The 11,857-nt window shown below is 68.1% G+C and carries 9 protein-coding genes; 5 read left to right on the plus strand and 4 right to left on the minus strand.

All coding sequences use genetic code 11. From position 1 onward, the window contains the following. On the plus strand, positions 1-1,050 hold the full coding sequence (locus ACZ5ZX_RS23605; protein WP_465504152.1) for a zinc-dependent alcohol dehydrogenase family protein: 1,050 nt from the start codon (positions 1-3) through the stop codon (positions 1,048-1,050). Between the two features lie 17 nt (positions 1,051-1,067). After that, positions 1,068-2,492 carry an aldehyde dehydrogenase gene (locus ACZ5ZX_RS23610; RefSeq protein WP_465504153.1) on the plus strand — a complete coding sequence of 475 codons (1,425 nt, stop codon included), beginning with the start codon at positions 1,068-1,070 and terminating at the stop codon, positions 2,490-2,492. 83 nt (positions 2,493-2,575) lie between these two features. Here the strand turns inward: ACZ5ZX_RS23610 and ACZ5ZX_RS23615 are convergent, their stop codons facing one another. Continuing rightward, positions 2,576-3,955 (minus strand): MmgE/PrpD family protein, encoded by a 1,380-nt coding sequence (locus tag ACZ5ZX_RS23615; RefSeq protein WP_465504154.1) that lies wholly within the window; start codon positions 3,953-3,955, stop codon positions 2,576-2,578. A 12-nt stretch (positions 3,956-3,967) separates the two neighbouring features. After that, positions 3,968-5,422 carry an aldehyde dehydrogenase gene (locus tag ACZ5ZX_RS23620; protein ID WP_465504155.1) on the minus strand — a complete coding sequence of 485 codons (1,455 nt, stop codon included), beginning with the start codon at positions 5,420-5,422 and terminating at the stop codon, positions 3,968-3,970. 88 nt (positions 5,423-5,510) lie between these two features. Here ACZ5ZX_RS23620 and ACZ5ZX_RS23625 point away from each other — a divergent pair, with 88 nt between their 5' ends. The 3 genes from ACZ5ZX_RS23625 (at position 5,511) to ACZ5ZX_RS23635 (ending at position 7,926) form a co-directional block, all read left to right on the plus strand. Then, the gene (locus tag ACZ5ZX_RS23625; RefSeq protein WP_465504156.1) at positions 5,511-6,686 is read left to right on the plus strand and encodes a CaiB/BaiF CoA transferase family protein; all 1,176 of its coding nucleotides are present in this window, start codon (positions 5,511-5,513) and stop codon (positions 6,684-6,686) included. An 86-nt stretch (positions 6,687-6,772) separates the two neighbouring features. Next, positions 6,773-7,135, plus strand: coding sequence for a nuclear transport factor 2-like protein (locus ACZ5ZX_RS23630; protein WP_091597035.1), 363 nt, complete (start codon positions 6,773-6,775; stop codon positions 7,133-7,135). A gap of 32 nt (positions 7,136-7,167) precedes the next feature. After that, positions 7,168-7,926 carry an SDR family NAD(P)-dependent oxidoreductase gene (locus ACZ5ZX_RS23635; protein WP_465504157.1) on the plus strand — a complete coding sequence of 253 codons (759 nt, stop codon included), beginning with the start codon at positions 7,168-7,170 and terminating at the stop codon, positions 7,924-7,926. A gap of 597 nt (positions 7,927-8,523) precedes the next feature. Here ACZ5ZX_RS23635 and ACZ5ZX_RS23640 read toward each other — a convergent pair. Next, the gene (locus ACZ5ZX_RS23640) at positions 8,524-10,029 is read right to left on the minus strand and encodes a helix-turn-helix domain-containing protein (protein WP_465504158.1); all 1,506 of its coding nucleotides are present in this window, start codon (positions 10,027-10,029) and stop codon (positions 8,524-8,526) included. 328 nt (positions 10,030-10,357) lie between these two features. Further along, entirely contained in the window at positions 10,358-11,788 is a 1,431-nt protein-coding gene (locus tag ACZ5ZX_RS23645; RefSeq protein ID WP_465504159.1) for a beta-propeller fold lactonase family protein, read from the minus strand. Between the last annotated feature and the right edge of the window lie 69 nt (positions 11,789-11,857).

The following is an 11,857-nucleotide window of genomic DNA, read 5'->3' on the forward strand; positions in this document are numbered from 1 at the left end:
ATGCGTGGAGTTGTTTTCAAGGGCGACCGGGTCGTCGAGATCCAGGATTTCGACGACCCCGCTCCGGGCCGCGACGAAGTGGTGCTGGAGATGAAGGCGTCCGGGATGTGTGGCAGCGACCTGCACTTCTACCGGGCCCCGGCCGGACAGGCACTCGCCGCGTTCGGCCTGACCGGCGACGACGCCGGCATCATCGGCGGACACGAACCCTGCGGCGTGGTCGCCGCCGTGGGCGCGGACGTCGACCCCCGCGCGGTCCGCGTGGGCGACCGGATGATGGTCCACCACTACGACGGCTGCGGGTTCTGCGACCAGTGCCGCACCGGCTGGCCGCAACTGTGCGACCGCGGGAACGTCATCTACGGCGCGACCGCGCACGGCGGACACGCCGACTTCCTCACCGTGCCCGCCCGGACCCTCGTCCCGCTGCCGGACGAACTGAGTTTCGCCGCCGGGGCGGCGATCTCCTGCGGGACCGGCACGGCCTTCGGCGCGCTCACCCGGCTGAGCGTCGGTGCCGGCGACTCGATCGCCGTGTTCGGCCAGGGCCCGGTCGGCCAGTCGGCGGTGCAGCTCGCGGCCGCGATGGGCGCCCGGGTGATCGCGGTCGACATCGAGCGGGCACGGGTCGAGCGGGCGACAGAGTTCGGAGCCGCGGACACCGTCGACTCAAGCGCCACCGATCCAGTCGAAGCCATCCGGGACCTCACCGGTGGCAAGGGCGTGACGAAGGCCCTCGACTGCTCCGGAGCGCCGCCCGCACGGGCCGCCGCCGTGAAGTCGGCGGCCAAGTGGGGCACGGTCGCCTTCGTCGGCGAGGGCTCGAACGTCACCCTCGACGTCAGCCCGGATCTGATCCGCAAACAGCTGACCGTGCTCGGCTCGTACACGTTCTCCCTGGTCGGGCAGGCCGACTGCGCCCGGTTCATCGCGGCGCACGGAGTCGAGGTCGACCGCGTTTTCACCGACCGCTGGCGGCTCGACGACGCGGTCAAGGCCTACGAGTCCTTCGACCGGCAAACCGGCGGCAAAGCCGTCATCGAGTTCTGAAAATCCCTGGAGTCCCCATGACGAACCATTTCATCGACGGCAGACTGACCCCCGCGCACTCCGCTGATCGCATCCAGGTCACGAACCCGGCAACCGAAGAAGCGTTCGCGTCCATTGTGGACGGAGATGCCACCGACGTCGATGCCGCAGTCGGAGCGGCGACGGCGGCGGGGGAGCAGTGGGTCGCCCGTACGCCCGCCGAGCGGGCCGGATATCTCCGCGCGATCGCGGACGTCTTCGAAACCCGGTCCGAGGAGATCTCGGAGCTGGTCACCCGGCAGAACGGCACGCCGATCAGCATCACCCGCGCGATGCAGAGCCAAGTCCCCGTGACCTATCGGTATTTCGCTTCGCTGGCGGAGAAACTCGAGACGGAGAGCCACGTCGAGACCGCCAGCGGGGACGCCGTCGTCCGCCGGGAACCCGTCGGAGTGGTCGGCGCGATCACTCCCTGGAACGGCCCGCAGCCGCTGATCGCGTGGAAACTCGGCCCCGCGCTGGCCGCGGGCTGCACCGCGGTGATCAAACCCGCGCCGGAGACCTCGCTCGACGCGTTCGTCTTCGCCGAGATCCTGACCGCCGCGGGGATCCCGGACGGCGTCGTCAACATCGTCACCGGCGGACGCGAAACCGGTGCCGCCCTGGTCGCGCATCCCGGCGTGCACAAGGTCGCGTTCACCGGCTCGACGGTCGCGGGCAAGGCGATCGCGGTCGAATGTGCGAAGCAGCTGAAGCACGTCACCCTCGAACTCGGCGGCAAGTCCGCCGGCATCCTGCTCGACGACACCGATCTCGACGCCTTCCGGCCGCTGGTGATGTCCGCCTGCGCACCGAACACCGGGCAGACGTGCCGGGCGCTGACCAGGGTGCTCGCACCCGCGTCACGGTACGAGGAGATCGTCGACATGCTCAGCGCGACGATGAGCGCCATCCCGCAGGGGGATCCGACGGACCCCGGGAACTTCTTCGGACCGCTGGTGAACGCGGCGCAACGTGACCGCGTCGAGTCCTACATCGCCCTCGGGCTTTCCGAAGGCGCCGAGCTCGTCCTCGGCGGTGGACGGCCTTCCGGGCTCGACCGCGGGTACTACGTGGAGCCGACGATCTTCCGCGGCGTCACGAACGACATGCGGATCGCGCGGGAGGAGATCTTCGGGCCGGTGCTGGTGGTGATGCCCTACGAGAGTGTCGACGAGGCCGTCGCCATCGCGAACGACTCGGACTACGGGCTGGGTGGCGGTGTGTTCTCGCCGGATGTCGACCGGGCGACGGAGGTGGCGCGCCGGATCGTGAGTGGCAGCGTCGGCGTGAACACGTCGACACTGCCCATCGAGACGCCGTTCGGCGGGGTGAAGCAGAGCGGGATCGGTCGCGAACTGGGTCCCCAGAGTGTGGACGCCTACCTGGAGTACAAGACGATCTTCCGTGCTCCGCGCGTTTAGTCCTCTCGATGCGTCCTGAGTCCGTGAAGGCCTCCTTCCCTACCTTGAGAGTAGGGAAGGAGGCCTTCACGGACTTGCTGGCGTCACACCCGCAGCAGTGCGGCGAACTCGGCGACCGGTTGGTCGGGGTCCAGCGTCTGGATCGCCTTCAGCAGCGTTTCGCTCCGCTCGGTGCCCATAACGGACACGGTCACGTCGCGGAACTTCGCGTCCAGATCCTCTTGCGACATCGGGTTCTCCGCCGTGCCGGCGGGATTGTCGACGAACACGTGCTCGGTGGCGCCGTCCCGATAGGTGACGGCGATGTCGCCGACCCAGCGGCCCGGATACGCCCGGTCCAGCTCCGGCTTGACCTCGATCTTGACCCGACGTGCCATCGCGGCGATGTCGCTGTCCTCACCGAGGTCGAGCCGCCCCGCCAGATAGTCGTGATGAGTCGTGAAGCCGTTGCCGTGGCCAAGAACCGACAACGCGAACTGGAACGGCAGGCTGTATTGCAGATGTTCGATGATCTTCGGTGCGTACGCGTTCGCGTTCTGATTGCCGATGATGACGTCGCCGCCGGTCTGAATGCCCAACAGCACCGACTCGATCTCCGAGGCGCGCGAGGCGATCCGACGTGCTCCGTCGATGTAGGCGTGGTTGATCCCGCAGCAGCAGTACGGCTTGATCCACACTCGCGTGATCTCGAAGGGCTGGTCCAAGTCGAAGGTGACGGTGTCGGACACCGAGCGTCCGGCGAAAGTCTGGAAGAAACCCTTGCGGCCGCTGAGGAAGGTCGTAGGGCCGGTGATGCCGGCCGCGGCCAGCTCCGCGGCACGGATGCCGTTGCGGGTCCCGATACCGGAATGCGCGCGTTTGATCGAGCCGCCGGACGACGTGTACTCCGTCGTGCCCGAGGCGTGGCTCAGCGCGATCGAGAGCGCGTGCACCGTGGTCTCGACGTCGAACCCGCGCAGTTTGGCTGCCACCGCGGCGGCACCGAAGTTCGACAGCAAGCCGTGCGGGTGGAAGCCGCGCTCCAGCAGTTCCGGTGCGGCAAGGATGCCGATGCGGGTGTACACCTCGTATCCGGCGACGACGGCGGTGACCACGTCGCCCAGAGTGGCGCCCAGTTCTTCACCGACGGCGAGCGCCGCGGAGACGACACAACTCCCGGGATGGGACGAGCTCGCGCGGTGCGCGTCGTCGTATTCGAAGCCGTGCCCGAACGTCGCGTTGACAAAGGCGGCGTCGGTGGCGCCCATCGCTTCCCCGGTCGCGACGACGTGCGCGGTGCCCGGCACGTGCGCGGCGCGGGTGACGTCGAGGATCGCTTGGCTCCACGGCAGAGCCGCACTGCCGACCTGCAGTCCGAGCTGGTCCTGCAGGAGGCGACGGGCACCGGCGAGCGCGTCCGCCGGGATCCGGTCGTAGGTGAGCCCGGTGACGAGCCGCGCCGCCGCTGTTTCGAGTTTTCCCATGCTTGCCGCCTTTCAGTGGGGGAGGCCGTAGGACTTCAGCTCGACGTACGCGTCGAATCCTTCGAGGCCCGCCTCGCGGCCGATGCCGCTGTTCTTGAAGCCGCCGATCGGCGCGGTGAAGCCCACCGGATTGCCGTTGACTTCCACGGTCCCGGTCCGGATCCGCCGCGCGACCGACAGCGCGCGTTCGGGGTCGGCGGCGAACACCGAGCCGTTGAGGCCGTACTCCGAGTTGTTGGCGATGGCGACCGCTTCGGCCTCGGTGTCGAAGGTGTGCACCGTGAGCACCGGCCCGAAGATCTCTTCCTGCGCGATCTTCGCGTCCGGGTCGACGTCGGCGAACACGGTGGGCGCGACGTACCAGCCACGGCCTTCGGGACGGTCCCCGCTGACGAGGACGGGCGCACCCGAAGCCTTGCCCTCGGCGATGTAACCCTCGACGCGGGTCCGTTGGGCAGCGCTCACCATGGGGCCCACCTCGGTGGCCGGGTCGAGCGGGTCGCCCACGGGCATCGACCGGATCAGCTTGACGAGCCGGTCGTGCAGTTCGTCCCGCCGCGACCTGGCTACCACGATGCGTGTCTTGTTGCTGCACACCTGGCCGCTGTTGCGCAGCGAAACCGCGCGGACGGCGGCGATCGCGGCGTCGAGATCGGCGTCCTCCAGCAGGACGGCGGCCGATTTGCCGCCCAGTTCGAGCGTCACGCGCCGCAGGTCCTGCCCGCACAAAGCGGCGATCCGGCGGCCCGCCGCCGTGGACCCGGTGAAGGACACCTTGTCCACGCCGCGATGACGAACGAGATGTTCACTGACTTCCCGCTGTGCCGGGACGATGTTCACCACGCCTGCGGGCAGTCCCGCCCGTTCCAGGAGGTGGCCGAGCAGATACGCGTCGAGCGGTGTCTCCGGCGACGGTTTGACGACCATGGTGCAGCCGGCGAGGAGGGCCGGGGCGAGTTTGATCATGGTGATCAGCAGCGGCGCGTTCCACGGCACGATCGCCGCGACGACGCCGACGGGTTCGCGGGTGACGAGGGCGTGCCCGGTGGCGGACCGCCGGGTGTCCGACCAGGGGTACGTGGGAGCCAGGTCGAGGAAGGAATCCAGCAGCAGACGCGGGCCCATCGCCTGCATCTTGGTCGACAGCGTGATCGGGCAGCCCATTTCTGTGCTCACCAGGTGAGCGGCCTCTGTCTCATGGGCGGCGAGTTCCGCACTGAGCTTGCGGAGAACGGCGATGCGCTCGTCGAGCGGCAGCCGGGGCCAAGGACCGTTGTCGAAAGCCTCGCGTGCTGCCGCCACGGCGGCGTCGACGTCCGCCTCGACGCCCTCCGGAACCTGCGCCACCGTCTGCTCGGTCGCGGGGGAGACCACCTCGATGACCCGGTCGGACACGGGCGCCACCCACTGGCCGCCGATGAACAACTTGTCGTACTGGCCTTGCCAAAGTTCGGTCGGCGCACTCATCGCGTTCGGCTCCTTTGTCGTTCGCTGCCTTGACCGACCCTACCGTAGATTATATAAAATATGTAGAATTCTCCGGAAGGCAGGAAGCATGCAGCACAAGCCGCTCGACGGCATCCGGATCCTCGAAATCGGCGGCTACATCGCGCTCCCGTTCGGGACCTCGATGCTCTGCGCGCTCGGCGCCGAGGTGGTCAAGGTGGAACGCCCCGGCTCCGGCGAGGACTTCCGCCGTCACCAGAACGACCGCAGCCCGTATTTCCGTCAGTACAACACCGGCAAACGCAGTCTGGCGGTCGATCTCAAATCCGCCGACGGCGTCGCCGTGGTGAAAGCGCTCGTTCCGCGTTTCGACGTCGTGCTTGAGAACCTCCGGCCCGGCAAGGTCGCCGCGATGGGCCTGGGGCCCGACGACTGCCGGGCCCTGCGTCCGGACGTCATCTACGGCTCCGTCACGGGTTTCGGCACCTCCGGGCCGCTGGCGAACCGGCCGGCCTACGACACGATCGGCCATGCCTTCGGCGGTCTCTACTCGTTGTTCAGCGACGGCGACCATCCGCAACTCGCCGGCGGTCTGAGCGCGGACCTGGTCACCGGGCTCAGCACGGCGACCGGTGTGCTGGCCGCGCTGGTGGGCAGGCTCAAAACCGGGCAGCCGCAGCGGATGGAGACCTCCATCATGGAGGCGGTGAGCGTCCTCATCACCGACGGCGTCACCCAGGCCTTCGAGCTCGGGCACGATCCCAGCCGCACGAGCCGTCACCCACAGGCGCAGAACTTCTGTGTGCCGACGTCCACCGGTGAGTATCTGGCCGTGCACCTGTCGTCGTCGCAGAAGTTCTGGACCTCGCTCTGCCGGGCGATGGACCGGATGGATCTCACGGAGGACCCGCGCTTCGCCGAATACCGGGCCCGCGAGGCGAACTACTTCGAGCTGGTGCCCATCGTCGAAGCGGAGTTCGCGGCCAAACCGAAGAAGCACTGGGAACAGGTCCTCACCGACCACGACGTCCCGTTCGCCCCGGTGCTGTCGATGAACGGCTACCTCGAGCACGAACAGGTCAAGCATCTGGATCTCGTGGAGCGCCAGGACGACGGTCTCGCGCTTCTCCGTCCACCGTGGACGTTCGACGGCGAACGCCCGGACCGCCCCGGTCGCGCGCCGAAGGTCGGTGCCGACACCCGCGCGGTGGCCGGTGAAGTGCTGACCGCGGAAGAGATCGAAGAATTGATCACGGCCGGAGTGCTGTACGCGGACGAGTCCTGAGTGTCCAGATTCTTGGACAGTAAGCGCCGTCTTGGCTCCCTATCGTCGGAGCAGATCCCCGTGACCCCAGGAAAGTGAGGACGACGATGTCCGAAGCCACCAAGGAAGAACTCGCGCAGGGCTGGCTCAAGGCCCTGACCGATGTCGATCACTTCTACGAGATCTGCGCACCGGACTGCCGGGTGTGGCACAGCGCCGACGACAAGTGGATGTCGCTCAAGGCGGCCATCGACGCGGTGCACGACCGCGGCGGCCTTCCCGAGTTCACGAACTCGCGCGTGACGATCACCGAGAAGGGTTTCTTCGCCCAGACCTCGGGTGTGCTCAAACCGCAGGGGGAGGACGGGCCCGAGGTCAAGGTCCACCTCATCCAGATCGCGACCGTCGAAGGCGGCAAGGTCGTCCAGGCCGAGGAGTACATCGGCCCCGAGACGGACCTCGCGGTCTGAAATCCCGCCCGGTAAGGCAGAAGGAGCACGACATGTCCGGAATCGCGGGCAGATCCGTCATCGTCACCGGCGGGGCCAGTGGCATCGGGGAGGCCGCCGTGCGGCTCTTCGCGGAGAACGGTGCCAAGGTCACCATCGCCGACCGCACGGAGGACGCGGGGGAAACCCTGGCGAAGGAATTGAAGGGCCAGGGACGCGAGGTCCAGTTCGTCGCGACGGACGTGACCGACGAGGACCAGGTTAAAGCGATGGTCGACGCGGCGGTGTCGGCGTACGGCAGGCTCGACGGCGCGTTCAACAACGCGGGTGTCCCGAACACGGGCAACCTGCTCACCGACATCGACCGCGCGGACTTCGACCGGATCTTCGCCATCAACGTCACCGGACCGTTCCTGTGCATGAAGCACGAGATCCCGGCGATGCTCGAAACCGGCGGGGGTTCGATCGTCAACACCGCTTCCGTCGGGGCGTTCATCTACATCCCGAAGGCCGCGGAGTACACCGCGTCGAAGCATGCGCTCATGGGGCTCACCAAGGCGGCCGCGGCCGAGTACGGCGAGAAGGGCATCCGGGTCAACGCGATCGGCCCCTCGACCGCCAAGACGCCGATGTACCTGGAGTACATCAAGCTCAACCCGGACTACGTGAAGACGGTCGAGGCGACGCACGCGCTGCGCCGAGGCAGCGAGCCGGTCGAGCAGGCGCAGGCCGCGATGTGGCTGCTCTCCGACGCGGCGTCCTACGTCACCGGGGTGACGCTCGCGGTGGACGGCGGCTACACGCTCTACTGAGCGAAGTGGCTCGTGAGTGGTAAGGACGGTAAGGCAAACGCGGCGGGTAGCCGTCGCGTGCGCGCGTTCGCCTGGCCGTACCCGCCGCTGTGATCCCTGGGGACGCTGGGACGGACGTGACGTCAACTTCACGACCCGACTTCGTACCCGGCTATCGCCGCAGAGCTGTCCTGAAGGCCACGTCGCAACGGTGGCCTTCAGGACCAGGGAAACGTCCTGGGCTCAGTGTCCCCAATGCGGCATTGGGGAACTCGTATTTGTCTACCTACTGGTGTGGAGCTTGTGCGGGTTGCCAGGGCGGTCCGGGTGGGGAAGATTTCGGACGTTGAGCGTCCGGAATCTTCCCCGCTCGGCCTCCGATCCACCGGTCGTGAGCGAGCGCGAGCTTGATCAACGGAAGATCTGGGACGTTGAGTGTCCCGGATCTTCCGTTGATCAAGAGGTGAGACCGGGCGACGATGCTCGCGGAACCACCCTCGTGCAGGTCAGGCGTAGGTACCCCAATGCCACATTGGGGACACTGAGCGTCTCCGATGTGGCATTGGGTGCAGTGGCTCTCTTTGTGGCGCAGGGTCGCGAGTGAGTACGCCTTCGCCTTCAGCCGATGCGCAGCGCGCGTATCCGGTTGTAGAGCGTCGAGCGGCTGACGCCCAGCGCGGTCGCCGCTTTCTGCTTGTTCCCGCCCGCCGCTTCGATGGCGGCCACGATGACCTCGCGTTCGGCTTGACGCAGCGGTGAACCCGGCGACGGTCTCCCGCGATGAGACTCGGGGAGATCCGCCGGGACGATGTCCCCCGCGGAGCGCGTATCGGCGACGGCGTGCATGACTCGCCGCAGTTCGGAGAAGTTGCCCGGCCAAGGCTGTGCGGTCAGCACACTCAAGGCATCGGCGGTGAGCCGGGTGCGCCCCGGGCCCGCGACCTCGTCCAGCACGCGTTGCGCGAGCTGGGGGATCTCGTGCCGTCGCCGCCGCAGGGGAAGCAGGTTCCGTCGTGCGGTGCACAGCGCGGCCAGTGGCGCGTGCACCCCGTCCAGATGGTCCCCGGGCGTCGAAACCACCACGACCTCGCGCCGGGTGGCGCGCAAACGCTGGACCAGGAGCGCGGTCATCCGCTCGGAGAGAAGCTGGGTGTTCTCCACGATCACGGCCGCGCCCTGGCTTCCGAGTACCTCGTCCATGGTGACTGCCCACGACTGCTCGCCCTGCCGCACTATCTCGGCGGCGTCGAGCGTGACCGGATCACCTCCGGCGGCCTCCTTCGCCGCGGTGGTGCGTCCGCTGCCCGGCTCGCCGACGACGAGGAGCGGCCAACCCGGTTCGCTGTCGAACCGGTCGTGCCGGTGTGCCGGCGCATCCGCGAGGATGTCCACCAGTACACCCTGCACTCCGTCGATCGGGACACAGCGCACCGCAACGGTGCGGCCGGAAGCCAGGTCCAGACGCTGTGTCTCGCCAAGACGAGATGGAATCTGTTCGGCACAGGCCCGGACGGCGGCGTGGTCGGCGGGTTGGAGCAGGTCCAGTGCCGCGGGTGTGGCCAGCACCAGTCCTTCGCCGAGCACGATCACCGGACGGTCGCGGCGTCGGGCAGCCTGCTGGAACGCGGTCAGCAGCCGGTGCTGGGCGTTGGGGGAAGCCAGTTGCAGGCGGTCTTCGATGTCACGGACCATCCGCTGGACGAGGGGCGGGAACAGCCGGTCGTCCTCACCGGAGGGCCTGCCGATACCGAGCACTCCTTCGAGTCTGCGGGTGACCGGATTGACGATCGGGTGCCCATAACAGGTGAACGCGTGAAAGGGTGCCAGCGAGTGTTCGGGGCCGCGGACGAGCAGTCCTTGCCTCGTTTCCGCCGGTGTTCCCACGGCGTTGACCCCGATTTCGTCCTCGCCGAACGAGACGCCCGGAGCGATACCGAGTTCCTCGATGGTCCGATGGAACGAACTGTTCGCGGAGCGGACGTCGACGACCCTCGCTGTCTGATCGGCGAGGACCAACGCGACAGGGGATCCGTCGAGTTCGGCGGCGAACCGTTCGAGCACCGGATTCGCCGCTCGGCTCAACGGAGTGGCGTCACGCGGCTCCGGTGTGATCCGGTCTGCCATCGCGACTCCTTCGGCACGGTCGACAGGGAAAGCGTTAAATATATAATGCCTCTAAGTTACGGGAGTAATCACGATCGAGGGAGGGACAACTCCGTCCCTCCCCGGCGAGGTCGCACCTTGTCACACTGGGTGGATGGCGGGAAGGCGCACCCGAACGAACGTGGTGGGCTCATGAGTGCCCGCTGGACGGACTTGCGGCCGCCGCGCCCGCTCAAACGCTCGCGGCTGCTCCTTGTCTGTTTCACGATCTTTGCCACCTGGTCTCCCACGAGGAAAGGCGGCCCACCGTCCGAAGTGGACGATGGGCCGCATTCGTCTGCCGGAAGGGCTAAGGAGCGGTGACGCTCGCGGTCGCCCGTGGTCCGCCGTTGCAGCTGACGGTCTGTCCGGTGAAGACCGCCTTCGTCGAGCAGCCTTCGTCGTCGGTCACGGTGACCTTCACCGTCCGCGGACCGGCGCCGGTGAACGCGTGCGCGACCTCGGGCTCCGACGTGGTCAAGATCTGTCCGTCACCGAAGTCCCAGTCGTACCGCACGATCCTTCCGTCCGGGTCGGACGACGTCGCGGCGGAGAAGAAGCCGGTGCCGCCCTGAGCGGAGACCACGCGCACGGACGCGGTCGGCCCTTGATCCGGGGTGAGCACGGCGGACGGGCCGTCGTTCATCAGCACGCCCGTGTTCGTGGCGGGCAGCCCGGTCGGTGCCAGGCCGCCGTTCTCGCCGACGTTGTAGCTGTGCACCCGCGAAGTCACCCCGGGGGAGAAGACGTCGGCCAGGAACAGCACCTTCTCGTCCGGGCTCAGGATCGTGCGGCCCGGCATGCCGTCCGGAGCGTCGTAGGGCGATCCCGGCAGCGAGGTGAGCGCGCCGTCCGCGCCGATCCGGAATCCCTCGACGGCGCCACTGCCCGCTGTGGGCACGTACAGACGGCCGCTGTCGGCGGTGATCGCCGCACCGTGCGGAAGATCCCCGGTCGGGTACGGGCCACCCGGGGTCGGGGTGAGCGTGCCGTCCCCGCCGATGGCGTACCCGATCATGCTGGCGCCCTGTTCGTTGCTGATGTACAGGAATCGGCCGTCGGGAGTGACCGCGGGCAGCGCAGGGACGTTCCCCGTGGCGTACTGGCCGATCAGGGTGAGGCGGCCGTCCGGCGCGACCGCGAAACTGGTCACTTTGGACAGTGTGGTGCTGGTGACGAACAGGAACCTGCCGTCCGGTGTGAGGGCGGGCAGGCTGAGCGCGCTGTCGCCGGGAACCGCCGCCGGGGGCGCGGTCGTCTTCGTGAGGGTGCCGGACGCGCCGACGTCGTAGGAGCGGACCTCGTTCTCGCCGCCGCCCATGGTCGCGAACAGTCGCGAGCCGTCGGGGGTGAGGGCGAGGCCGACGACGGCGGCGCCGGTACCGACCTTGCCGCCGGGAATCGCGGTGAGCTTGCCGTCGGCGCCGATCCGGTACCCGGTGATCGACGAGCCGGTCAGGCTGGCGACGTAGGCCTTCTTGCCGTCGGGGGTGACGACGATCGAAAAGCCGGCGGACGCGGAGAACGGCGATCCGGAGACCTTCGAAAGCGTGCCGTCCTTGGCGACACCATGTACCGCGACGTTCTGGGAAAGCAGACCGCCCACGAGCAGGAACCTGCCCGGGGTGGCGGTGGCGGCGTACGCCGGTGACGACGCCAGGAGGCCTCCGGCGAGGAGCGACAGGACGGCCGTGAGACCGGCCGCCGCGCGACGGGGGCGGAGAAGAGGGTTTCTGGACATGAGCGCGTGAAACCTCCGTGTTGTGAACTTCTCGACGTTGAGCCAGATCAGCGGAGCGGGGCTCGGTTC

Source organism: Amycolatopsis sp. NPDC033938 (genome assembly GCF_055575975.1).

Bases quoted from the DNA above. Each gene is read 5' to 3' on its own strand.
- ACZ5ZX_RS23605 (WP_465504152.1), top strand. From the start codon at position 1: ATGCGTGGAGTTGTTTTCAAGGGCGACCGGGTCGTCGAGATCCAGGAT.
- ACZ5ZX_RS23610 (WP_465504153.1), top strand. From the start codon at position 1,068: ATGACGAACCATTTCATCGACGGCAGACTGACCCCCGCGCACTCCGCT.
- ACZ5ZX_RS23615 (WP_465504154.1), bottom strand. From the start codon at position 3,955: ATGGGAAAACTCGAAACAGCGGCGGCGCGGCTCGTCACCGGGCTCACC.
- ACZ5ZX_RS23620 (WP_465504155.1), bottom strand. From the start codon at position 5,422: ATGAGTGCGCCGACCGAACTTTGGCAAGGCCAGTACGACAAGTTGTTC.
- ACZ5ZX_RS23625 (WP_465504156.1), top strand. From the start codon at position 5,511: ATGCAGCACAAGCCGCTCGACGGCATCCGGATCCTCGAAATCGGCGGC.
- ACZ5ZX_RS23630 (WP_091597035.1), top strand. From the start codon at position 6,773: ATGTCCGAAGCCACCAAGGAAGAACTCGCGCAGGGCTGGCTCAAGGCC.
- ACZ5ZX_RS23635 (WP_465504157.1), top strand. From the start codon at position 7,168: ATGTCCGGAATCGCGGGCAGATCCGTCATCGTCACCGGCGGGGCCAGT.
- ACZ5ZX_RS23640 (WP_465504158.1), bottom strand. From the start codon at position 10,029: ATGGCAGACCGGATCACACCGGAGCCGCGTGACGCCACTCCGTTGAGC.
- ACZ5ZX_RS23645 (WP_465504159.1), bottom strand. From the start codon at position 11,788: ATGTCCAGAAACCCTCTTCTCCGCCCCCGTCGCGCGGCGGCCGGTCTC.